Origin of the sequence: Polynucleobacter sp. AP-Nickl1-40-C4, from assembly GCF_035012665.1 — a bacterium.
Taxonomy (GTDB): domain Bacteria; phylum Pseudomonadota; class Gammaproteobacteria; order Burkholderiales; family Burkholderiaceae; genus Polynucleobacter.
Genome location: NZ_JAYGQR010000002.1, coordinates 300,309 through 323,072, shown reverse-complemented (window position 1 = coordinate 323,072; position 22,764 = coordinate 300,309). Strand labels below are relative to the sequence as shown.

28 protein-coding genes and 3 tRNA genes are annotated in these 22,764 nt (G+C 44.1%); 12 read left to right on the top strand and 19 right to left on the bottom strand.

Features of this window, described 5'->3' with window-relative positions; all coding sequences use genetic code 11:
- Positions 1-9: 9 nt before the first annotated feature.
- Complete coding sequence (locus VC182_RS03975) at positions 10-1,167, top strand: MFS transporter (protein WP_323484564.1); 1,158 nt, start codon at positions 10-12, stop codon at positions 1,165-1,167.
- A 14-nt stretch (positions 1,168-1,181) separates the two neighbouring features.
- Here VC182_RS03975 and VC182_RS03970 read toward each other — a convergent pair whose 3' ends face one another.
- Genes VC182_RS03970 through VC182_RS03950 form a run of 5 tightly spaced genes read right to left on the bottom strand, consistent with a single transcriptional unit; the run spans position 1,182 to position 4,793 of the window.
- Positions 1,182-1,976, bottom strand: coding sequence for a peptidylprolyl isomerase (locus VC182_RS03970; RefSeq protein WP_072582439.1), 795 nt, complete (start codon positions 1,974-1,976; stop codon positions 1,182-1,184).
- A gap of 47 nt (positions 1,977-2,023) precedes the next feature.
- Positions 2,024-2,308, bottom strand: a complete 285-nt coding sequence (locus VC182_RS03965; RefSeq protein WP_323484563.1) for a BolA family protein — start codon at positions 2,306-2,308, stop codon at positions 2,024-2,026.
- Entirely contained in the window at positions 2,305-2,853 is a 549-nt protein-coding gene (locus tag VC182_RS03960) for a septation protein A (RefSeq protein ID WP_323484562.1), read from the bottom strand. The genes VC182_RS03965 and VC182_RS03960 overlap by 4 nt, the downstream gene beginning before the upstream one ends.
- A gap of 24 nt (positions 2,854-2,877) precedes the next feature.
- On the bottom strand, positions 2,878-3,291 hold the full coding sequence (gene msrB / locus VC182_RS03955; protein WP_215322204.1) for a peptide-methionine (R)-S-oxide reductase MsrB: 414 nt from the start codon (positions 3,289-3,291) through the stop codon (positions 2,878-2,880).
- A 35-nt stretch (positions 3,292-3,326) separates the two neighbouring features.
- On the bottom strand, positions 3,327-4,793 hold the full coding sequence (locus VC182_RS03950) for a protein adenylyltransferase SelO (protein ID WP_323484561.1): 1,467 nt from the start codon (positions 4,791-4,793) through the stop codon (positions 3,327-3,329).
- 54 nt (positions 4,794-4,847) lie between these two features.
- Between VC182_RS03950 and VC182_RS03945 the strand changes: the two genes are divergently transcribed.
- Positions 4,848-5,330 carry a PaaI family thioesterase gene (locus tag VC182_RS03945; protein WP_216241738.1) on the top strand — a complete coding sequence of 161 codons (483 nt, stop codon included), beginning with the start codon at positions 4,848-4,850 and terminating at the stop codon, positions 5,328-5,330.
- A 2-nt stretch (positions 5,331-5,332) separates the two neighbouring features.
- Here VC182_RS03945 and VC182_RS03940 read toward each other — a convergent pair whose 3' ends face one another.
- Together VC182_RS03940 and VC182_RS03935 are read right to left on the bottom strand one after the other, a co-directional pair.
- Positions 5,333-6,190, bottom strand: a complete 858-nt coding sequence (locus tag VC182_RS03940) for an NRDE family protein (RefSeq protein ID WP_323484560.1) — start codon at positions 6,188-6,190, stop codon at positions 5,333-5,335.
- An 8-nt stretch (positions 6,191-6,198) separates the two neighbouring features.
- Positions 6,199-7,206 (bottom strand): folate-binding protein, encoded by a 1,008-nt coding sequence (locus VC182_RS03935; RefSeq protein ID WP_323484559.1) that lies wholly within the window; start codon positions 7,204-7,206, stop codon positions 6,199-6,201.
- 20 nt (positions 7,207-7,226) lie between these two features.
- On the opposite strand from VC182_RS03935, the gene mltG reads away from it, so the two are divergent.
- From mltG to VC182_RS03905, 6 genes are all read left to right on the top strand, one after another.
- Positions 7,227-8,300: an endolytic transglycosylase MltG gene (mltG, locus tag VC182_RS03930; RefSeq protein WP_323484558.1), complete on the top strand. Its 1,074-nt coding sequence runs from the start codon at positions 7,227-7,229 to the stop codon at positions 8,298-8,300.
- 12 nt (positions 8,301-8,312) lie between these two features.
- Complete coding sequence (gene tmk, locus VC182_RS03925; protein WP_072582432.1) at positions 8,313-8,951, top strand: dTMP kinase; 639 nt, start codon at positions 8,313-8,315, stop codon at positions 8,949-8,951.
- A complete protein-coding gene (locus VC182_RS03920) occupies positions 8,952-10,073 on the top strand; it encodes a DNA polymerase III subunit delta' (protein WP_323484557.1) in 1,122 nt (373 codons plus the stop codon).
- A gap of 31 nt (positions 10,074-10,104) precedes the next feature.
- A complete protein-coding gene (locus VC182_RS03915; RefSeq protein WP_323484556.1) occupies positions 10,105-10,896 on the top strand; it encodes a TatD family hydrolase in 792 nt (263 codons plus the stop codon).
- The gene (locus VC182_RS03910) at positions 10,893-11,600 is read left to right on the top strand and encodes an ankyrin repeat domain-containing protein (RefSeq protein WP_323484555.1); all 708 of its coding nucleotides are present in this window, start codon (positions 10,893-10,895) and stop codon (positions 11,598-11,600) included. Before VC182_RS03915 ends, VC182_RS03910 begins: the two co-directional genes overlap by 4 nt.
- A 74-nt stretch (positions 11,601-11,674) precedes the next feature.
- Positions 11,675-12,202: an ion channel gene (locus VC182_RS03905; protein WP_216121027.1), complete on the top strand. Its 528-nt coding sequence runs from the start codon at positions 11,675-11,677 to the stop codon at positions 12,200-12,202.
- A gap of 2 nt (positions 12,203-12,204) precedes the next feature.
- Here the strand turns inward: VC182_RS03905 and VC182_RS03900 are convergent, their stop codons facing one another.
- The 5 genes from VC182_RS03900 to hyi form a co-directional block, all read right to left on the bottom strand.
- The gene (locus VC182_RS03900) at positions 12,205-13,134 is read right to left on the bottom strand and encodes a DUF3108 domain-containing protein (protein ID WP_255538572.1); all 930 of its coding nucleotides are present in this window, start codon (positions 13,132-13,134) and stop codon (positions 12,205-12,207) included.
- Positions 13,135-13,205: 71 nt separating this feature from the next.
- A complete protein-coding gene (locus VC182_RS03895; RefSeq protein WP_370623966.1) occupies positions 13,206-13,775 on the bottom strand; it encodes an HNH endonuclease in 570 nt (189 codons plus the stop codon).
- Positions 13,776-13,858: 83 nt separating this feature from the next.
- Complete coding sequence (locus VC182_RS03890; protein WP_323484554.1) at positions 13,859-14,443, bottom strand: YqiA/YcfP family alpha/beta fold hydrolase; 585 nt, start codon at positions 14,441-14,443, stop codon at positions 13,859-13,861.
- A gap of 8 nt (positions 14,444-14,451) precedes the next feature.
- A complete protein-coding gene (glxR, locus tag VC182_RS03885; protein ID WP_416350567.1) occupies positions 14,452-15,351 on the bottom strand; it encodes a 2-hydroxy-3-oxopropionate reductase in 900 nt (299 codons plus the stop codon).
- A 15-nt stretch (positions 15,352-15,366) separates the two neighbouring features.
- Positions 15,367-16,146: a hydroxypyruvate isomerase gene (gene hyi / locus VC182_RS03880; RefSeq protein ID WP_323484553.1), complete on the bottom strand. Its 780-nt coding sequence runs from the start codon at positions 16,144-16,146 to the stop codon at positions 15,367-15,369.
- 140 nt (positions 16,147-16,286) lie between these two features.
- On the opposite strand from hyi, the gene VC182_RS03875 reads away from it, so the two are divergent.
- Together VC182_RS03875 and VC182_RS03870 are read left to right on the top strand one after the other, a co-directional pair.
- Positions 16,287-16,895 carry a hypothetical protein gene (locus tag VC182_RS03875; RefSeq protein WP_072582424.1) on the top strand — a complete coding sequence of 203 codons (609 nt, stop codon included), beginning with the start codon at positions 16,287-16,289 and terminating at the stop codon, positions 16,893-16,895.
- An 8-nt stretch (positions 16,896-16,903) separates the two neighbouring features.
- The gene (locus tag VC182_RS03870) at positions 16,904-17,263 is read left to right on the top strand and encodes a hypothetical protein (protein WP_216121021.1); all 360 of its coding nucleotides are present in this window, start codon (positions 16,904-16,906) and stop codon (positions 17,261-17,263) included.
- Here the strand turns inward: VC182_RS03870 and VC182_RS03865 are convergent.
- From VC182_RS03865 to VC182_RS03855, 3 genes are read right to left on the bottom strand one after another with little or no spacing between them, the layout of a single operon-like run.
- Entirely contained in the window at positions 17,260-18,516 is a 1,257-nt protein-coding gene (locus tag VC182_RS03865; protein WP_323484552.1) for a beta-ketoacyl-[acyl-carrier-protein] synthase family protein, read from the bottom strand. The two genes, VC182_RS03870 and VC182_RS03865, sit on opposite strands and share 4 nt — an antisense overlap.
- Positions 18,513-18,749, bottom strand: a complete 237-nt coding sequence (locus VC182_RS03860) for an acyl carrier protein (RefSeq protein ID WP_072582422.1) — start codon at positions 18,747-18,749, stop codon at positions 18,513-18,515. Before VC182_RS03860 ends, VC182_RS03865 begins: the two co-directional genes overlap by 4 nt.
- Positions 18,749-19,198 carry a hypothetical protein gene (locus VC182_RS03855; RefSeq protein WP_323484551.1) on the bottom strand — a complete coding sequence of 150 codons (450 nt, stop codon included), beginning with the start codon at positions 19,196-19,198 and terminating at the stop codon, positions 18,749-18,751. Before VC182_RS03855 ends, VC182_RS03860 begins: the two co-directional genes overlap by 1 nt.
- A gap of 38 nt (positions 19,199-19,236) precedes the next feature.
- Between VC182_RS03855 and VC182_RS03850 the strand changes: the two genes are divergently transcribed.
- The gene (locus tag VC182_RS03850) at positions 19,237-20,106 is read left to right on the top strand and encodes an alpha/beta hydrolase (protein WP_323484550.1); all 870 of its coding nucleotides are present in this window, start codon (positions 19,237-19,239) and stop codon (positions 20,104-20,106) included.
- A 54-nt stretch (positions 20,107-20,160) separates the two neighbouring features.
- Positions 20,161-20,895 carry a sterol desaturase family protein gene (locus tag VC182_RS03845; protein WP_323484549.1) on the top strand — a complete coding sequence of 245 codons (735 nt, stop codon included), beginning with the start codon at positions 20,161-20,163 and terminating at the stop codon, positions 20,893-20,895.
- A gap of 37 nt (positions 20,896-20,932) precedes the next feature.
- Here the strand turns inward: VC182_RS03845 and VC182_RS03840 are convergent.
- The 4 genes from VC182_RS03840 to gltX form a co-directional block, all read right to left on the bottom strand.
- Positions 20,933-21,009: transfer RNA gene (locus VC182_RS03840), tRNA-Asp, on the bottom strand.
- 53 nt (positions 21,010-21,062) lie between these two features.
- Positions 21,063-21,138 (bottom strand) — tRNA-Glu (locus tag VC182_RS03835).
- Positions 21,139-21,170: 32 nt separating this feature from the next.
- Positions 21,171-21,246: transfer RNA gene (locus VC182_RS03830), tRNA-Ala, on the bottom strand.
- Positions 21,247-21,324: 78 nt separating this feature from the next.
- The gene (gltX, locus tag VC182_RS03825; protein ID WP_323484548.1) at positions 21,325-22,722 is read right to left on the bottom strand and encodes a glutamate--tRNA ligase; all 1,398 of its coding nucleotides are present in this window, start codon (positions 22,720-22,722) and stop codon (positions 21,325-21,327) included.
- Positions 22,723-22,764 lie beyond the last annotated feature (42 nt).

Here is a 22,764-nt window from a genome sequence, read left to right as displayed (position 1 = left end):
GGCTCATAGATGACGCCTTCGCTACGCTGGGCCTTCGGGTCCTTTTTCTTTTTATATTTTACATATGTTGGACTGGTCTCTCCATATGCCAGCCTGTTCTTTTTAGATCGGGGCTTTAGCGTGATAGAAATTGCAGCATTGATGTCTATGTTGCAGATCACCCGCATTGTTGGTCCATTCTCTTGGGGTTGGTTATCAGACTACCTTTCTAATAGGATTAGCATTATTCGATTCTGCGCATGTCTTGCGGCGGTTGTTTTCTTATGCATTTATTTCTTGCATAGCTACATCGGGTTTTTTATTTGGATGTTTGTGTTGCACACCATTTTGAGTAGTTTGATGCCACTTGGTGAGTCAGCCACTATTCATGCTCTATATAAAGATAATTCCTTCGATAAGCGTTACGGACGCTTGCGTCTGTGGGGATCTATCGGCTTTATTGCCATGGTTCTTGCCGCAGGGGAGCTATTCCAGCGCAAGAGCATTGGGCTTTATCCCATTGTGGGCACCGTTGTTTTACTAGCCTTAGCTCTTATTACCTTTTGTTTACACGAGCCCAAAATGGAGCGTCGCAAAATGGTTAAAGGGGAGTTATTGGTTGTGCTTTTTAATCCAGATGTTCGATGGTTTTTAGTGTCTGGATTTTTTATGATCTTTGCCCACGCTGCTTTATATGTTTTTTACTCTCTTTATCTCTCTAACCTTGGCTACAACAAATTTCAGATTGGTCTGTTTTGGGCTCTAGGTGTTTTTGCCGAAGTCATTTTCTTTTACTTTCAAAGTAAAGTATTGAGCAGGTTAGACGCCGAGGTGATATTGCAAGCCGCCTTTGGAATTGGCGTTGTCAGATTTGCCTTAATGGCTTTCCTGCCAATTACTTCCGTTTTGATAGTGGCGCAATTAATGCATGCTGGCACTTTTGCTGCACACCATAGTGCTGCTACAAAACTTTTGCAACGTTGGTTCACAGGCCCGGTACAGGCTAGAGGTCAAGCTTTGATGGCCACCATCTCATACGGCCTTGGTGGAACGCTTGGAGGCTTATGTGCTGGCTGGATATGGGAAGCATCTCAACCAAGAGATGTATTCGTAATGTCCGCATTTGCGTGCGGACTGGCGGGTATGGCGATCCAAAAACTCAGACCGCGACGTTACTCCGCCAGATAGAGCTACTTAGCTTTTTATTGAATTTTTGCTTTAGCGCGTAGTTTTTGCATCATTTCTGAGAACTTCGCCTTTTGCCAATTCTTATCAGACATGATCATCTGCTTCAACTGAGCCTTCATTTCTTCAAAGCTTGGGGCTTGAATATCACGAGAGTCAATTACCTTAATGACGTGCCAACCAAACTGTGATTTCACAGGCTTGTCAGTAATTTGCCCATTTTTGAGTTGAACCATTGCTTTAGAAAACTCTGGCACTAATGCTTTATCGCTAACCCAGCCTAGATCGCCGCCATTTTTAGCGGAGCCAGTGTCGAGCGACTTTGCCTTAGCGATTTCTTCGAAATTAGCGCCTCCCTTAAGTTGCGCAGTAATTGCCTTGGCATCCGCTTCTTTTTCTACCAAGATATGTTCTACGTGATATTCCTTACCACTGTATTGAGCCTTTGCAGAGTCATAAGCAGCTTTCAGATCAGCTTCTGCAACACCTTCTTTTTCAACATAATCCTCAAATACGGCACCCACCAAAACTCCCATACGCGCTTGTTCTAATTGCTCGCGTACCATTTCATTCTGAATGACGCCGCGCTTGTCAGCTTCCTGCAATACCAATTCACGGGTTACCAACATCTCACGAGCTTGATCGCGTACCTGCGGGTTATCGGGCTGTCCTGAACGTTGAACTAGCTTATCTAATTGCGCTTTAGGAATCGCTTTGCCGTTCACGATGACGGCATTTTGTGCGATTGCATTTGCAGATAAAAGAGCGGCTCCAAGAAGGCTGATTGAGAGTATTTGACGTTTATTGATCATGTTTTTGATAATTAAATTAAAGGAAATAGAGCCATTCTAAAGTAGCCCTAGACAGCAACTTCGTCTGGAGCTAGGGCGGCAATGGTTAGAGCATGAATTTCCTTGGGAATATGGCGATTCAAGGCAGCATAAACAGCCCTATGACGAGCCACTAGGTTCAAACCCTTAAACTCTGGGGCGATGATCTCAAGTCGAAAGTGGCCGCCGCCACTAGCCGCGCCTGCATGACCAGCATGAAGATGACTTTCATCTTCAATCTTTAAGGCTTGCACCTGAAAAGCTTTGTGTAGATCCTCATCGAAAGCGGCAATCCGTTGTTGATTGATGCTCATTCGCTTGGGTGCTCCATGTGCTTGGAGAGCCAAACTCCTTGAAGAATCACAAAAAACAATAGGAGACCAGTACTTCCAAACAACTTAAAGTTAACCCATGTTTCTTCTGAGTACTCAAAAGCAACATACAGATTGAGTGCGCCCATGAAGAAAAAGAATATAGCCCAAGCCACATTGAGGCTACGCCAAACTGAATGCGCTGATGCTGCTTTGAGCGTTACCTGCTTTCCCATTAATACTTGTATCCAGTTCTTTTGAAAAAACTGAGCGCTGATAAATAGAGCGCCTGAAAAGAGCCAGTAAAGAGCTGTTGGCTTTAGTTGAATAAACGTTTTGTCATGCAAGAAGATCGTAAGGCTACCAAAAACAACAATCATGACAAGACTTATCCATTGCATGGCATCGATCTTGCGATGGCGGTAATAGACCCAAAGAATCTGTCCGATAGTGGCAACCATAGCTACGATAGTCGCTGTGTATATATCACCCAGCTTAAATGCGACAAAGAAGAGAATGATAGGGAATAGGTCGAATAAAAATTTCATAAAGTGATTATCCAGCTATTTAATTTATTCATCTGTTTTTGCAGGTATAGCGTTAGTGCCTGGCTCAAAACTCAAGGATGCAGAGTTAATACAGTAGCGCAAACCGGTTGGCATAGGGCCATCCTCAAATACATGGCCTAAATGCGCATCGCAATTTGCGCAACGGACTTCGGTACGAATCATGCCATGAGTAGTATCTCGAATTTCCTTAATAGAGGATGCAACTTCTGGTGCGTTATAGCTTGGCCAACCACAACCAGCGTCGAACTTGGTCTCTGATAAAAAGAGTGGCGTACCGCAGCAAACGCACTGATAGCGACCTTTGTCCCAGTGATCCCAGTATTTGCCAGTAAAAGGCCGCTCGGTTGCCGCTTCTCGAGTGACGCGGTACTCTATATCACTTAATGATTGCTTATATTCTTTATCTGTTTTTGTCATTTTGACTCCAATAATATGATTTTCTTATTAAACACCTATGAGGAGCAGCTTACTTCGACCATATCCATATCTGGTGGCGGAGCTAGCGAGTAAGAAGCAAATTCTGGCTGATCATCAAACGGGTTGCTTAAAATCTTAAGAAGCTTTGATACCTCAGAAAAGTCTTTTTTCTGCGCCTGTTCAATGGCGAACTGGGCAAGATGATTTCGCAGGATGTATTTTGGGTTTACTCGATTCATTGCTAGGTGTCGCTCTGAATCATTGCTAGATTCACTCTGTAAGCGAGCTAAATAATCAACGAACCAAAGATCAATTGCATCACGGTCAATAAAATCATCTCTTAAGGAAATCTGCGAAATAGGCAGTTTTGACTTGAGCTTTCCAAGGTTGCGAAAGAAGTTCGTGAAATCCACCTTCGAATCATGCATTGCCTGCAATAACCGTTCAATCAGGGCAACGTCCCCATCTTGCTCCGTACTAAATCCCAATTTATTACGAAACAACGATTGCCAAGCTCTCGCATAAGTATTTGGGAACTCTTCAAGGGCTGAACGCAGTAGATCTTGGGCTTCTTTTTCACCGTGGCGGAGCTCAAGTAGTGGAATCATGGCGCTGGCCAAGCATGCCATATTCCAATGCATGATTTGTGGTTGACGATGGTAGGCATAACGACCACCTTGATCGCTATGGTTGCAAATATGATCGATCTGAAACTGGTCTAAAAATCCAAAAGGGCCATAGTCAATAGTCAATCCAAGTACGCTGATATTATCGCTATTGAGAACCCCATGACAAAAGCCCACAGCCTGCCATTGAGCGACTAATTTGGCATTGCGCGCACTAATTCTTTTGAATAGATCTAAATAGGGCTCGTTAGCCTGTAGGGATTCTGGGTAATGTATTTCTATGAGGTAATCTGCGAGCTCTTTTAACCTTGCATGGTTTTGTAGTGAAGCGTAATGCTCAAAGTGACCAACTCGAATAAAGCTTGGTGCTAAGCGAGCACAAACGGCTGCAGTCTCTAAAGTTTCCCTTCTGACAGGCATGTCTGAGCCAACAATTGATAGCGCCCTTGTAGTTGGAATTCCCAAAGCATGCATTGACTCGCTGCATAAGAATTCCCTAATAGATGAACGCAATACAGCACGACCATCACCCATGCGGGAGAATCGCGTCATCCCAGCCCCTTTGAGCTGTAATTCTTGTCCAGCAATATCACCTAACAATATTGCCCGTCCATCACCTAGTTGACCAGCCCATACCCCAAATTGATGTCCGCTATAGGCTGTTGCTATAGGATTTGGAAATTGATGGTTGGTTGTGTTTAAACCGTTCCCAGACAATACCTCTAGCCATGTTTTATCTACGGGCAGATTATTTTCGCCCAGGTCGATACCCACCAAATTGGCGGATGAGGGTGAAAATGCGACCCAGTAGGGATTGGGTATCGGGGTGGGGAGGGTTGCTTGGCAGGCATCATCGCCGCCTAAAGTAAAGGCCATAGAGGTATTCTAGGTGGAATTACTAAATCACGTGCATGGCTCTAAAATTAATCTATGAACAAACAAGTCCAAATGAATCCACAGACCCAGTTAGCTAATTTAGGCGAGGAATTGAATGTGCCTTTTTTAAAGCTTTTGGGTGTTCGTTGTTTAAGCGCTGAAATGGGCAAGGGGGAGATTTTGCTGGCTCTCAAACCTGAGCACAACAACACTTGGGAAGTAGCGCATGGAGGTGTTTTGTTGACGCTGATGGATGTGGCTATGGCTGTTGCAGCACGTTCCGGCGATCCCGGTGATCGCAGTGTGGTGACAATTGAGATGAAAAATAATTTCATGCAAGCTGCAACCGGTGTGCTGAGAGTGAAGGCCGATACGGTTCGCAGAACAGCAACAATGGCTTTTTGTGAAGCCAAGCTTTATAACGATCAAGGTGAAATTTGCTGCATGTCTACCGGCACCTTTAAGTATCTGAAGCGCTTAGTAGCTCGTAATGCGGATGGTGATCGAGTTATAAACGATGATGGTCGCTTTGAGTAATGCTAGACCGATAAATTTGAATCTGATGCAGAGCTAAGGGCGCCTGTAACAACGTCATGGCCTACAGTTCCTGAAGCATCAAAGCGACGCTCCACCATCTCAAACTGACCGTCTTTCCGCACCCGTAAAACTGTACTTGAGCGCGTCCCATAAGCGGGGGTTTTAATAAATGCGGGGGAAAGTGCCTTCTCCCATTCACGACTAACCCCCGTGTTAGGAAGCTCGTTATCACTGGCGTGATGGGTGTCCGCTAATAGCTTTAAATACGGATCTGCATTTTTAAGTTGTCCTTGATCCATAGCCAAAGCCTGAGCAAATGCGGCTACACGATGATTTACTTTGGGCCACGGGGTATCAAGCATGGCATTGGACAAACCATAAACTCCTGGCTCTAACGTCTGTTGTGGAAAAACTTTGCGTGGGCGAATACTTTGCCCCATCATCATGCGGTTGCTTACCCAATGCATTTCGGCATTGGCTGGATCACTTAAATCCGCCATCAAAAGATTAAAACCGTTGTATTGCTGAAAACGTTTTGCATTGCCTTGGATAAATTCAGAGGGGCGTTCATTGCCGGTGAGATAGATCAAAGACAGTTCACCACGCGTTCTAGAATCAGGATTTTTTTCGCTAGGCGCCCGAACATTCGTTAAGGCTGCAAATTTTCCGGTCTTGGTAAACCCAAGCCAGGTGCCAGGACTACCCAATACATCAGCGCGATCTCTACCTGCTAAAACATGGGGATGTTCAGACCACCATGAAACGCCATCGGTAGTGCGCTCATAAAACTCATCACGGTTCGCTGCTACCACCAGCGAATATTCTGGGTGAGAATTCCAAGCGAAGAGAATAAGGCACATAAAGGTTATTAAATTTCGAGCAAAGGGTAGGGCAATAAATCTATTTTTAACACAGGTCCTTCAGCGCTACCAAGATGAATTTCCCCATTTTCAAGCGCCTCTAACTTGCACTCGATCTGAAGGTCAATGCGCTCCTTATCCTCTGGAGAACACGCAGATAAAACTACCATTCCTGCTGGCTGGGAGGGGTCATTGGAGTGGAAAAGTTCAACGCCCGGCATTGCCAAATTGTCATCTGAACTACTTTTATCCATGTGGGCAATTTGTAGTCGACGCTTGATGGCGCCGCGATATTGACTGCGAGCAACGATTTCTTGGCCTGGATAACACCCTTTTTTAAAATCAACTCCGGCCACAGATTCAAAATTAATCATTTGGGGCACAAATTGCTCCTGTGTTGCTTGAACAATTCTAGGGATGGCACTTAAGACCTCAAGCTCATTCCATGCTTGAAGCATTTCATTGGAGTCGCGTGCAATTGATTGCTTATCAACGGGCATTGCAAACAAAAGACGTGCAACAGATTGATTGTTTGCCAAAACATTGGGCATACGTAAAGCTATAGCGCTAGGATCAAGCTTAAATTCGACAATCTGCTCCTCAGAACCATGCAGTCCAGAAATAATCCAATCCTCGGATACATCGGTAACTTTGACCTTTGAGCGCAGTACAAACATGGATAAACGTTTTGCTGTACTTGCGGCAATATCTTTTGAAATAAATAAAGCAAACCGATCTTCGGCATTCTCGCCAGATGGAAATAATCCAAGCCATGCACTTGCAAGCAACCTTCCTTTAGGACTGCAATAGCCTACTAGGCGGACACCCGAAAAATTTTGGGCCATTTGACCGGGAAGGGTGCGGCTAAGCCCCAACACTGAATTTGTTAATTGATTTTGTAAAAAACTTGCAGCATCTGAGCCCTCAACCAGGATTAATCCCCACTGCTGCAAATTGCAGGGCAGGGAAGTGAGGTTATTTAGCCAGTTTTGCTCAATTTTGGGGGTATTTATCATGACCCTTTTATCATAGCCTGATGAGCAGAAAAATTCAGAGCAGATCTCTATTTATTAAGAAAAAGTCAAAAGATCGAGGTCTCAAGTATTGGTTTGCCCTTCTGTCAATCTTCCTAGGTCTCATTTATGGCGGTATTTTTTTACTGCCAGTGGTGCCCAACACCCCCAATGTCGATAGCGCACCTGTTTATAAAGTGAAGATTAATCCGAATTCCAGCCTTTCTAGCATTGCCGATCAGTTGGGTGAACAAGGCTTATCGATCAATAAATTCACTATCCAGGTAGGAGCTAGAAGTCTTTTCGTAGGATCAAAACTAAAGCCAGGCACTTATATGCTCCCAGTGGGAGGAAGTCTCGGTAAAGTGTTGCTGCAAATTGCACGCGGCGATCGAATGAGGGAAAGTATTGCGATTATTCCGGGTATGACTATTTGGCAACTGCGAAGCATCATCGATATGCACGCAGCTCTAATTCACCAAACTAAGGGAATGAGCAATAAGGACTTGTTGCAATCCCTCAATCTTAGCTATCCCAGCGACGAAGGACTTTTTCTTCCTGATACCTATATATTTGACCCAGATGAACCGGATTTAAATATTTATCGCAGAGCCGCACAAGCCATGCAAAAACAGCTAAACCAGGCTTGGGAGCAAAAGGAGCCTGGGCTTCCCTTAAAAACACCCTATGAACTCTTAATTCTGTCTTCTATCATCGAAAAAGAAACTGGCCGCTCCAGCGATCGGGATAAGATTTCGGCTGTATTTATAAATCGTCTCAATAAAGGAATGCCTCTCCAAACGGATCCCGCGGTTATCTACGGAATAGGCCCTAAATTTGATGGAAATTTGCGGAAAGCGGATTTACGCAAAGACACTGCCTACAATACCTATATGCATAAAGGTTTACCTCCTAGCCCCATCGCAATGCCTAGTAAAGAGTCTATTTTGGCAGCTGCGCATCCTGCTAAAAGTGAGGCCTTATTTTTCGTGGCAAAGGGCGATGGCAGTAGTCACTTTTCTCAAAGCTTAAAAGAGCATGAGTCAGCAGTAGATCGGTACCAACGCAAAATTGCGCCTGGAAAGGGCGCCAACTAAATTCATTTAACTATGACATCAGCACAAAACGGATATTTCATTAGTTTCGAAGGTATTGACGGCGCAGGAAAGAGTACGCACGTTGACGCCTTTAGAAGTTTGATGCAAGAGCGCTACCCAAATAAAGAGGTGGTGATGACACGTGAACCTGGTGGAACTAGTTTGGGTGAGCAATTGCGCAATCTACTTTTAGATGCTCCCATGAATTTGGAGACTGAGGCCTTATTAATGTTTGCTGCACGTCGCGAACATATTGCACAGCTCATTGAACCAGCGCTGTCGGCAGGAAAGATTGTTATTTCAGATCGCTTTACAGATGCTAGCTTCGCCTACCAAGGTGGTGGTCGCGGCTTGAGCTTGTCAAAGTTAAATGAATTAGAGCGTTGGGTTCAGGGTCGCCCCGATGGTTCACTTTTGCAACCCAACTTAACAATCCTTTTTGACTTACCTGGAGAGGTTGCAGAGGCCCGTCGCTCCAAGGTTCGTGCCCCAGATAAATTTGAAAAGATGGATCTAGATTTTTTTGAAAGAGTTCGTCAGGAATACTTGAGAAGAGCCAAGGATGATTTATCACGCTTTCATATAGTTGATGCTACGAAAACCCCTGAAGCTATTTGGGATGGTCTGAAGCTTATTCAGATTGCGATTTAAGTGAAGCAAGATAATCTGATGGCGCCTTGGCTTAAGCCTTTATGGGAAAGTTTGGATTTTGCCAACTTCCCCAATGCGATTTTGTTGCACGGCCAGTCAGGCATCGGTAAGTTTTCGTTTTCTGTTGAACTTGCTAAGGCACTTCTTTGCGAGAATTCAAATGCAGCAATAAAACCCTGCAATCAATGCGAGGCCTGCCACTGGTTTGATACGGGCAACCATCCGGACTTTATTGCTTTAGTTCCTGAAACGCATCGAAAGCTCCTACCTCACGCTGATTATGAGGGTGACGACGCACCTAAAAGAGGTAAAGCGGCACGTGATGATGACAGTGATTCAAGCGAAAAAAAGGAGAAGAAAAATATCTCCATTGAAGAAACACGTCATGCCATAGAAAATCTTTCGATTGGCTCACATCGTGGTGGTAATCGAGTGATATTGATTTATTCCTTAGAAATGTTGCGCACGGACTCCGCTAACACTTTATTAAAATCTCTAGAAGAGCCTCCAGCCAACACCATCTTTATATTGTTAGCCGATCGTGTTGATCGCGTCTTACCTACAATTAGATCTCGCTGCCGACTTCTGACTGCACCGCGCCCTGATCGTGAGCAAGGATTGGCTTGGCTAAAAACACAACTGAATACTATTGACGGCCTAAAAGTAAATGATGGGGATGTCGAAAGCATTTACGATGAGCAGGGCGGGGCGCCATTCTCAGTGTTAAGCTCTTTGATCGCAAGACACAATAAAGATGAGAAGGATGAGCTTACGATATCAATTCAGGCATCACGCTACTTATTGCAATCGATGGCTCAGGGTGCGGGAATGAATTGGCTAGATGCGGCTGAGAAGACATACAAGGCTCAATATGGCTTTCTTTTGGCAAGCATGCAACGCTGGGTTTCAGATTTGCAGTCAGTTGCCCAAGGCGGTGCACCACGGTATTACCCAAAGCACATATCTACCCTTCAGGGCCTTTCAAAAGGAGTAAACGTTCAAAAAATGCTCCAGCTATGGAAGTCTCTGGTACAGGCTCGTCGCCATGAAAATCATCCACTAGCCAACCGCATCCAGTTAGAAGCATTGCTTTCCCAATACCATCAGATTTTTGGCTCATAGAATCAACCCAGGCAGTCTAAAATAACGAGTCATGTTCATAGACTCCCATTGCCACCTCGATTTCCCGGAATTTCAATCCCGTTTGCCGGAAGTATTGGGCAATATGCAGTCGGCCAAAGTAAGTCACGCTTTGTGTGTATCGGTTGATTTGCCGGACTTTCCTAACGTACTCAAATTGGCGCAAGATCATTACAACCTCTTTGCGTCTGTTGGCGTTCACCCTGATTACGAAGACACCCCTGAACCTACCTTTGATTTTCTGGTTGAGACGGCTTTAAAGCACCCTAAAATCGTTGCAATTGGCGAAACAGGACTTGATTACTACCGCATGGGAGATCGTAGCTATGAGTCCATGGAATGGCAACGAGCGCGGTTTAGAACCCATATCAGAGCTTCCATCGCATCTAAGAAGCCTCTCATCATCCATACAAGGGCCGCCTCTGAGGACACCATCAAAATCCTCAAAGAGGAGGGCGCTCAACAAATTGGCGGGGTGATGCATTGCTTTACTGAATCCTACGATGTTGCAAAGGCGGCCATGGATATGGGGTTTTTTATCTCTTTTTCGGGTATTGTGACCTTCAAAAGCGCTAAAGAACTCCAAGAAACCTGTAAACAGGTGCCCCTGGATAGAATGCTCATTGAGACAGATTCACCTTATTTGGCACCCATCCCATATCGCGGCAAGACAAATGAGCCTGCGTGGGTATCTAAAGTCGGTGAATATATTGCCAATCTCAAAGGTGTATCCATTGAAGACCTGGCTAATCAAACTTCAAGTAATTTTTATGAATGTTTTCAAATAGATAGGAAATTTTCATGAGAATTAAATTTAAGATAATTATCTGCATGCTTGGTGTTTTATTTAGCCTAAACAACTTCGCTTTAGCCCAATCAGATGCTGATATTGCTGATTTCGCTAAAGCAGCTAAATTTAACGATGTTTCTACCGTTAGATCTCTGGTTTCTAAAGGTGTTAGCCCGAATTCAATCGATGCCAAAGGTGAATTAATGCTGAATCTAGCAATTAAGGACAAGTCTGAGGATGTCATCACGTTTCTAGTGACTAATAAGGCTACTGATGTGGATATTTCCAATAAATTCGGTGAAACGCCACTCATGATTGCATCAATTGAAGGCAATTTACCCCTTGTAAAGAGCCTCATACAGGTACAAAAGGCTCAAATTAATCACATAGGCTGGACTCCTTTACATTACGCCTGTTCAAGGGGTCATCTAGAGATTGCCCAGTATTTGCTCGCAAACGGAGCATTTGTTGATGCTCCTAGCCCTGGCAATACTACGCCGCTAATGATGGCTGTTCAGTCTGGCAACGAAGCATTGGTTAAGTTATTGCTAGATAAAGGGGCCGATCTGCAGGCGCGTAACTCGCAAGGATTTACGGCTATTGATATCGCACTGATTTATGAAAAACCATGGATTGCTGAGGGTCTGAGTTCACGCTGGCAGAAGCTTTATAAGCAGCCTTATGTAGTTCCAAAGGTCCTTGCTCAACCCAAATCCTGATATACGTATTTGCGTATAATCATTATTATGTCAAATAAGATATCTTTGTAATCTAACACATAAACGACGGAACCATGTTTAGCTTATTTAAGAATACTGACCTTCCAAGCTTTGCAACGCTATTTAATGAAATAAATGCGGATATGGGAAATGGTCAGATATGGGTCATCGTTGTCTTTGCCTGCCTGATGCTTGCAGTTCATGCGGTAGCCGTTTTGGGTATCGCGGGCACCTTCCATGCAATAGACCAAGTGATGACCAGGCGACGAATTCTAGGCGCCAGCTTCCTGTCGTACTTCATTGCCATCCTTTTGGTCATCGCCATCCACTTATCAGAAATTGTGATCTGGACATATATCTGCGTTGCGTTAAAAGTCTTTCCAACCAATCCTCAGACCTTCTACTTTGCCGGTGAAATGTACACCACTGTTGGATATGGCGATTACAAGTTATCGGAGCAGTGGCGCATTCTGCCCATCATCATCTCATTTTCAGGTATTTTTGCAGTTTCAATGTCAGGCGCTGCCTTGTATACAATGATGGGTGCTCTACTGGGTCACAACAATCAAAATCAAAACCCAAGATCTGGATCTGGTTTTTAGGATTAAGGTTTAACTACAGTTGCAATAGGGTTCTTTTGCTTGAAAATAAGCTCAACCACCCTGCCACTCGATTCTTGAGAGCGAATGCGCCCTGGTAGCCACTCAAGGTCTTTTGCAAGCCAGATGTCTACCTGGCGCTTGTAAGGGTCATTTTCTCGTTGCATTAAGGCGTAATGACGATTTACTGCCTTGCCTAGACTGGGAATATCCTCTGAAGTCACCTCACCATAGCTCTTAAAGCTCCACATCTCTAGTGTGTTGTAGTCGACAACCGGTATTTGTCGAATAGACCCTGCCTCATCCAATTTGCTATCCCCATTTAATAATGAGGCTAGCTGGAACATTAAGCTGAAACGATCTTGGGTTCCAGGCAATATTTCCGGAGTGAACTCAGGTTTCTCGGAGAAGAACATCTGCCCTCGCCCACTTTCATTTCGATCGAAGCGTGAATAACGAGGGGGTTTTGTGCCCCGTTGTGACCAATAGAGAATTGGAGCGATTCCATAAGAATCAACCGAGCCACGAGATTCAAAAACAAATGGGCCAACAAATGCATACGGGATGTTGATATAGAGGCGATAGTTATTGCCATCAACCCACCAATCGATCTCACCGGTTTGATACTTTTGACCATCCACGTAAGAGTCGTAATAAATGATGCCTGACTCGGGTAATTTAAAAGCTACACCCGCTTGATTGGAATCGCCACCCTGCTGACCGTTTGCGGTTGAATTCAAGTCTTCAACCACGTTGGTAGAGTCCGTTTTCTTTGGAATCTTCTTGGAGGCTTTTGAAATTTGAATCTTCTTTGGGGGATCTAGTTTTAGTTCGGCCCTAATAATTAAGTCATCTGCGATTGGCGCAGGTTCAGAAAAAGAGATGAAGGGGAGCCCAAAAAAAAGAATGAGATGTCCTAATACCGATAGCAGCAAAGCTGCAAGAATAATTCTGAAGGAATATATCTTGGGAAGATGAAAAAAATTACACCGCCCTATTCTCAAGCTCAGATCAGACCTTCTAGAAGGCGACTATTCTTAGGCAAATTAGCTGCGAGGAAGTCCATTTGGTCCGCCAAAATGTTGCGCCCTTTTAGAATCATGTCTTCATAGAGACTGGGTAAATATGGCGTATACAACAGGGACATGCCGGCCTGCTCTGGAGTGCGATTGCCTTTGCGTTGATTGCAAGGCCTGCAGGAGATTACCAAGTTCATCCAACTGTATTTACCGCCGCGACTATTGGGAATGATGTGCTCAGCTTCTGCTTGGTTTTCGTGTATGGGGTCACCGCAATAAGCGCATAGTCCACGATCACGCTTAAACAGTTTGTGTTTTGTAATTACGGGAACCACATCAAAGAGATTGATCTTGGCACTTCCCTTTACGGCAATGATGGAGTGCAACTCGATGATGGATTGTTTACCAGTGGATCTTGAAATGCCACCGCGCATTTGAAAAATGGGGTCACCTAAAGTCCACAAAACGCTACTATCAGCATATTGTTTGGTGGCTTCTTCTGCATTAACCCAGCCCTGGGGAATTCCACCTGCGTCTAATTTCAAGATGCTCAGCACAAACTCTCCTTTCTAGACAGCGCAAATAATCGGCAGTCGTTTAGATCATCTTACAGAAGAAGCAAGTAGCAATCAATCCACCATCAAGAGATGAAATTTATGACTTTAGGCAAGTGGTTGGGGTAATCTGAAATTCCATGATCACCCCCCTCAAGCACCAACTGCTCTGCACCCTTATAAAAATCAACCATTTCTTGCCAATCTAAGAGCTCATCGCCTTTTGCGGCGATTAGAAAGTAACGCGACGGGTTGCTAATAGATTCAACCTGTAGCGCCTTTAGTTCATCAATGTATTCTGGACGAAAATCGTAGGGCTCATTGGTGTCGTATGAGGTCAGCATTCCAACATGCGGCGCCAACTCTTTCGGTGCTCTAACTGCTGGGTTAAGAGCTACGGCTTTGCAGCCAAACTTTTCGGCCAAGTAGTTAGTGTAGTAGCCACCCAAAGAAGAGCCGATAACTACTAAGCGATCATGTGTTGATGCTTCAATATGCCGTATCACCATATCCATGCTGTCCTTTGGTGAAGCTAACAATTGAGGGCAATACCACTCCATTGGATTATTCGCAGTGGATAAGGCTTTTATTGCATCCCCCGTCAAGACCGCTTTACTCGATCTTGGGGAGGAGCGAAAACCATGTAAATAGACTACTAAAGTTGAAGGCATGTGGGTGCTTATGCCTTTTGCCCAATTTCAAAGTTTGCAAGCCTCTCTAGAGCGCGAACCATTGCCGAATGATCCCAGGCTTTACCACCATGAGCTGCGCATGAATTAAATAATTCCTGTGCAGTTGCCGTATTTGGCAATGAGACACCCAAAGCTCTGGCGCTATTGAGAGCGAGGTTCAAATCTTTTTGATGCAATTCAATTCTGAAACCGGGATCAAAAGTGCGCTTAACCATTCTTTCGCCATGCACCTCTAGTATCCTGGAGCTAGCAAAACCACCCATTAAAGCCTGACGTACCTTTGCAGGATCTGCACCAGCTTTAGAAGCAAACAAGAGCGCTTCTGCTACAGCCTCAATATTCAGGGCAACAATGATTTGGTTGGCCACCTTAGCGGTTTGACCATCTCCATTTCCACCCACGAGATTAATATTTTTGCCCATCAACTCAAATACGGGCTTCACTTTCTCAAAGACACCCTCATCTCCGCCAACCATGATTGAAAGGGTAGCATTTTTTGCACCAAGTTCACCGCCAGAAACTGGAGCATCCAAGTAATCGCAGCCCAATGCATTTATTTTCTTAGCAAACTCTTTAGTAGAAATTGGTGATATGGAGCTCATATCAACAACAACCTTCCCTTTGGTAAGGCCAGATGCTATTCCGTTGTCACCAAATAGCACCTTCTCAACATCAGGAGTGTCTGGGACCATAGTAAAAATAATGTCGGCTTTGCTAGCAACTTCTTGAGGCGAGGAGCATTGCACTGCCGATGAAGATGCCAGCCCTTCTGGTACCTTGCTACGCGTATTAATAAACACTTCGTGGCCTGCATCGATTAAATGGCCCGCCATAGGTGTACCCATTATTCCTAAACCAACAAATCCCAACTTTAATTGCTTACTCATAATGTCTCCATATCGTTATTTAGTTAGATTTTTAATCCAGCCCAATCCCGCTTCAGTATTAGTTGCTGGTTTGTATTCGCAGCCAATCCAACCTTCATAGCCAATGCCATCAATGAACTGAAATAGATGCGGGTAATTAATTTCTCCAGTACCTGGCTCATTTCTGCCAGGGTTATCCGCCAGTTGTATATGAGCAATTTTAGAGAGATTGGCTTCTATAGTCTTGCAGAGCTCACCTTCCATACGTTGGGCATGGTAGATGTCATACTGAATAAATAAATTATCTGAACCCACTTCGTTCAGAATATCTAAGGCCTGCTGGGTTCTGGATAAATAAAAGCCAGGAATATCGAATGTGTTTATTGGCTCAATTAGAAGTTTGATGTTGACCTTCTTTAAAGCAGCAGCTGCATAAGCCAAATTTGAAACAAATGTTTGATGTAGTAAGCCTTTATCAACACCAGCTGGAATTTTTCCAGCTAAACAATTTAATTGCTTAACGCCAAGGGCTTTTGCATATTCAATAGCCTTGACGACCCCTCCCTGGAACTCTGCAACACGATCTGGCAAGCAAGCTATGCCGCGCTCCCCGGCATCCCAATCGCCGGCAGGCAAATTATGTAGAACTAGTTCAAGCTTATATTGCTCTAGTTTTTGCTTAATCTCCTCCGCAGGAAATGGATAAGGAAAAAGAAATTCAACCGCCTGAAACCCAGACTTAGCTGCCTTTTCAAAACGATCTAAAAAAGGCAACTCATTAAACAGCATGGTGAGGTTTGCAGCAAATTGGGGCATTCAAATTCCTTTGGAGTAAATCAAGTTAATGGATGATCTTAACAAAAGATGTCTATTTAAGCCTCGGCAAGGAATATCGATTTTTATTATAAAAATAGGCTAAGATTCAATTTAGCAGCTTTTTATATATAAGGAAAATAATGAACATCAAATATGCGCAAATCGCACTAATCCTTGCAGCCTTTTTTACCAGCATATCCCCAGTGAATGCACAACCAGCAACCGCAGCATCCGGCCAGGCGAAACCAGCCGTGATTGATGCCGCAGTGACCGACAATCGCTATCAGCTATACGAGGGCGAAGTGGTAAAGATTGATAAAAAGACTCGCACTATTACCTTCAAAAACAAAGAGGGTGAATCAAAGTTTGTTGCTGGACCGGATATTACCAATTTTGACCAGATCAAAAAAGGTGATCGCGTCAATGTAAATTATGAATTAGCCGTAGCGATTGAGCTCATTAAGACTAAGAGTGATGGTATCCGCTCTAAAGTTGAGACCAACACAGTGACATCGTCCCATGCAAACGAAAAGCCTTCCGAAAAAATTGCTAATAAAACAACCATCATTGCCGATATAGTAGAAGTCAATCGCGAGAAAAAGCTTGTTTCCGTAAAAGGTCCTAGCGGTAAGATCACCACCGTTACCGTAAAGAACCCTGCTTTGTTGGCTGATGTTAATGTAGGCGAGCAAGTTAAGGTTATTTACTATGATGCGATGGCAGCATCCATCGCTACACCTAAGAAGTAAACCTTAAATTGATTCAACTATTACTGGCCACTCAGGCAGCCGTTTCGGCGCTGTACTACCTAACCGCCCCCTTCCACCTGAGTGTGCTGGTCATTTTTTTTTGGCTCACCAATACCGCCAGCATTCTTTTGCTCCTAAAAAATCATGCTGGCTTAATTGGTGAATTTTCACCGAATATAAAGCGCTATCGATTTGTTTTTACGGTAACCTTAATCATTTCCGAAGTCCTAATTAATATCGCATCCGACTCTTACCAAGCGGATAACTTACATGGCTTAATTAGCGATACTGAGGTGCTGTTTACAGGAATGACGCTTGGTGTTTTGTGGCATTACGAAATAGCCAACAAATTCAAAAAACTGTTTTAAGCTTTTCTGAGCTTAGATATCAGAATGGAGGCGTTAGATCCTCCGAATGCAAATGAATTGCTCATTGCGTATGAAATATCTAAATCAATAGACTGGAGTGGCAAATAGTTTAGATCGCACTCCGGGTCTGCTATCTTTAAAAATGCAGTACCAGGGGCAATATTGTTCTGTAACGCCTGTATTGTAATCACCAACTCTAAAGCGCCTGCTGCTCCCAGTGTGTGACCATGGATCGCTTTCGTAGAACTAATAGCAGTTTTTTGCGCAGCCTCTATTCCAAATGCAGATTTAATTGAATTCGTTTCAGCTAAATCACCCACACCAGTGGCAGTTCCATGCGCATTAATATATCCAATATCCATTGAGTTAACGCCTGCTTCTGCCATGCAGGCCTTCATGGCTTTAGCCTGACCCAGTGAGTCAGGTCTTGTAATGTGCATCGCATCGGTTGTTGCACCATAACCAACGACTTCGCCCAGAATATTAGCGCCTCTCTTAAGAGCGCTTTCAAGAGATTCTAGAATTAAGGCAGCCGCACCCTCCCCCAAAACAAAGCCACTTCTGTTCTTTGAAAAGGGCTTACATGAACTAGCAATGTTATCTGGATCTGGGGTTGCAAGCGTTCTCAAAGCCTCCCATGCCTTTATTGGGCCAGCATTAAATAAGCTTTCAGCGCCACCTGCAATCGCTCTTTCGCAAACTCCATACTGAATACTTCGGAAAGCTTCCCCCACAGCATGACTTGAAGATGCGCATGCGGTTGAGTAAGTTAATGAGGGACCTCTAAAGCCAGTTCGCATTGACAGTAATCCAGCCGCTCCATTGGCCATTACGCCAATAATAGTGAATGGTCGAGCACGTTGTTTAGTGTTAAGGTAAATATCTTGATAGGTGTTATCGAGGGTGTTGGAGCCACCAAATCCAGTTCCCCAGAAAATTCCGCTTTTATCAAGCTCTGCCTCACTTAAATCGCCCAAGCCAGACTGTTGCAACGCTTCCTTGGCTACCAGCCAGGAAAGGTGAGCAGTTCTGTCAAACATCCCAAGTGAATTCGCATCCAAATCAAAAAAGAGATCATCTTGAATGATGGAAGCGCAAGGAAGATCAACGGGTATTGCAGTTAACCCTGAAAAGGCGCCAATTCCGGATTGACATTGAACAGCCTTCTGAAATTGAATTCCGGCACCTACCCCAAGGCCAGAAACAGCACCTAGGCCAGTTACAACAACTCTTCTTGCGCCTTCTCTAATCAATTAATTGGCTTTGCAGTATCAAGCAAGGCAGCAACTTCTGCCAAGGTATCCACTTTTGCATCCTCATTAGGAATGCGCACTTTGAAGTGATCTTCAAGATCAAAAATGAGCTCTATCTTTCCCAAGGAATCCACGCCAAGGCTCTCGAGAGTGGTGTTGGGGCCTAACTCATCTATTTTTTTATCAAACTTTTGGGATACTAGTTCGATCAATGTGCTTAGGGTATTAGACATTATTCTTTTCTTTTTAATTCCTGCAAAAGCTGGTTATCTCTGTGCAGGATTATAAGGTAACGTGATTCAGAGACAAGTAGCAATAATTTTGACTTAAAACGCTGGCGTTGCAAAACCTCGATAAAGAAAATGGCCACACTACCAAATAGAAGATTGATTAAGAATCTTTCAAATTCATCCAATGTCAGAGTAAAGATTCCAAAAGGCGGCACAAAATATAGATTAGCGTAAATACTGGCTATCAAAATATAAATGCTTGCCGTAATGTAACCAAAAAAATAAGCAAGTACGGTCGCGGCAAAGAAATAGAATTTGTAGGGGTGGACGCTGTAAAAATTAGGGCCCATATATAGCATCCATCCGCTAATAATTACAAAAGACAGGGCAGACCAAAACAAAGCATCAGATACACTATGAGATGACCAATTATTGGCGTTTTTGATAATCATGCCTAGTTTTGTCTCTAATGGGTCTAAAATTAATAGTTATGAATGACTATGCACATAATGACGATAATAGCCCTCTAATTGTACTATTTCACGGCCTTTCGTCATCGCCTCTTGAATTCAATTTCCTAAGCTCACAGCTTACTGCTGCTGGCTATAGGGTGAATGCCCCAACCATTGCGGGATATTCCTTTGGAGGCAAGGCTAGTAGTTGGAAGTTCTGGCTTAAGGAAGCGATCAAGCATGTTCAAGACCTGCAGAAGACTGAATCTAAGCCTATCAGCCTGGGGGGTATTTCACTTGGCTCTACATTAGCCTTGGCTGTTGCCTCTGAGCTCAACGATATCTTAGGCGTGGTGGCTCTATCAACTACCCTTAAATACAACGGTTGGGCCATCCCCTGGTATCGCTCGCTGATACCATTTGGAATGATGCTTGGACTGGGTGATCACTTCAAATACAGGGAGCGCGATCCCTTTGGCATTAAGAATCCTCAAATTCGCGCCTATATCAAGAGAGTACTTTCGAGCCAAGATATATCCGCCGTCGGTGGTTTATACATGTCGCTGAGGCACATGCATGAAGGAAACAAGCTTTGTAAGTATGTAACAGAAAATCTTTCACGAGTAAGTTCCTCTGTTTTAACCATTCATGCTATTGATGATGAAATAGCCAATACCTTTAATGCAGAATTGGTTGGTGAAAAATCTAATGCTTCCTTACTAAGACAGATTTATTTGGGAAATAGCTATCATATGATCACTGTAGATAACGAACGGGAAACAGTAGCCTATGAAACCCAAAACTTCCTCGATTTAATTTATGGAAAAATTGAACCTATACCATCAGAAGAAAAAATTCTTGCGCCAGAATTGCAGCGTTTTTTGAGAAACCTCAACAGAATTGACTAATGCGTCAAACTTGTGCCCCTTGCATGAGGGATTCATGAATTCAGGAAAGCCAAAATGGATTCCTTACTCCCCTATTTAATTTCACCTTTAATCTTGCTTGTGCTCTGCCTTTGGGAGCGCAGATGCCCCCTGTATCCATACAATGCAGATAAGGCTTGGCGTAAAAGACTTCTGATTTGTGCGGTTCTTGGCATTGCCTCTACCGGTCTTATTGGTGCTGTTATCAGTCCATATACGAGTGCCATGCATGCTTCGGGGCCAATCGTAGAATTGTTAAATTCAAGCCCCAATTGGTTAAGCGGGCTTGGCGCATATCTGGTGATTACTTTTTTTGTATATTGGTGGCATCGTTATCGTCACCACAACAATTTTGCATGGAAAGTCTTCCATCAAATCCATCACAGCACTTATCGCCTCCAGGCCTTTACTGCTTTTTATGCTCACCCATCGGATTTTGTTGCCAATGTATTCATCATCAACTTAGTTTGTTATGGCTTATTGGGAATGAGTATTGAATCTGCTTCTTGGGCTACCCTGTGGGTTGCAATATTCGAGTACTGGGAGCATACCAACATTCGTACACCACGTTGGCTTGGGTATTTCATTGTTCGCCCAGAAATGCATCGCATTCACCATGAGCGCGATCGTCACCGCAATAACTATGGCCTACCAATCTGGGATATGATTTTTGGAACATACGAGAACTCGAGCCGCCAAGTGGAATGCGGTTTTGATATTAAGCAGGAGAAAAGAATTTCAGAAATGTTAGCTTGCAAACAAGTTGAATAAGAAAAAGCCCCCTGTTAAGGGGGCTTTTTAATTGTCTTGGCGGAACGGACGGGACTCGAACCCGCGACCCTCGGCGTGACAGGCCGATATTCTAACCAACTGAACTACCGCTCCAAAATACATCGAGTAACACAACATCATACATCTTTACATCTACCAGAAGAATCTGGCGTCCCCAGGGGGATTCGAACCCCCGTACTCACCGTGAAAGGGTGATGTCCTAGGCCTCTAGACGATGGGGACCTGGACTACAACATACAACTATTTTAAATGCTTGGTGGAGATAAGCGGGATCGAACCGCTGACCTCTTGCATGCCATGCAAGCGCTCTCCCAGCTGAGCTATACCCCCAAAATCCCGCGATAAAACTACAAGACACTCAAAACAATCCAAGATTTTATCCTATTTTTGTGCAGATGCGCAAATTCTCTATTGGATAACCTTGGAGAGCCTTTTGACGGCTTCTTCCTTGCCCAACACAACCAATACAGAATCAATGGCTGGGGTCTGAGTGGTGGCAAATAATGCATATCTAACAGGCATTGCTAGTGCCGGCATTTTGATTTGGTGCTTTGCCAATATTTGCTTAAAAGCAGCTGCATAAGCCTCTTTAGTCGGCTCAGCAGTTGAAATGGCCTCAATCAAATCTTTTAAGGCAGGAATAACGGCTTCACCAATATTTTCCTTAATTTGATCAACACTTAAATTAGGTGCCGGCAAATAGAATAGCTTTGCCCCCTCGGCAATTTCAATTAGGGTATTGGCGCGATCTTTTAATAAACCAACTACCTGAACAAAGTCTGGGCCGGATTCTGTATCTATACCCATCTCATGAGCAAATGGCTTAGTTGCAGCTGCTAGTTTGAGTGGTTCCGAATTCTGAATATATTGATGGTTTAGCCAAAGTAATTTTTCTGGATTATGTTGCGCTGGTGAGCGGCCCAAACTTTCCAAATCAAACCAATCGACAAATTGTTCTTTTGTAAATACCTCGGCATCTCCATGAGACCAGCCAAGTCTTGCAAGGTAATTCAGGATTGCATCAGGCAGGTAACCTGCTTTTTGGTAATCTCTCACACTCATTGCGCCATTACGCTTACTCATTTTTTCACCGGCATCATTGAGGACGGTTGGCAGATGGGCATAGACAGGCGGGGTTCCACCAAGCGCCTTCATGATGTTGATTTGTCTTGGTGTGTTATTGACATGGTCATCACCCCGAATAACGTGGGTAATGTTCATATCCACGTCATCAATCACTACGCAAAAGTTATAGGTAGGTGTTCCGTCTGGTCTCGCAATAACCAAATCATCCAACTCATCATTACTAATTTCTATTTGACCTTTGACAGCGTCATTCCAAATGACTGATCCACCAATTGGATTCTTAAAGCGGATTACTGGACTTACACCCTCAGGAACGGGCGGCAATGTTTTGCCAGGCTCAGGTCTCCAAAGTCCGTTATAGCGAGGCTTTTCTTTATTTGCCATTTGCTGATCACGGAGTTTATTGAGCTCTTCTTCGCTCATGTAGCACGGATAGGCCAATCCAGAATCCAGCATTTGTTTTACTACTTCACGATATCGATCAATACGCTGCATCTGATAGATCGGACCTTCATCCAAATCGAGGCCGAGCCACGCCATTCCTTCGATGATGACGTCTACCGCTTCCTGTGATGAACGCTCAAGGTCAGTATCCTCAATCCGAAGAATGAACTCGCCTTTGTTGTGGCGTGCAAAGGCCCATGGATACAGAGCGCTGCGAAGATTTCCCAGATGAATAAAGCCCGTGGGACTTGGGGCGAAACGTGTACGAATATGCATAAATCGTATTATCTCAGGTCGGGCTTACTGAGACTAAAACCG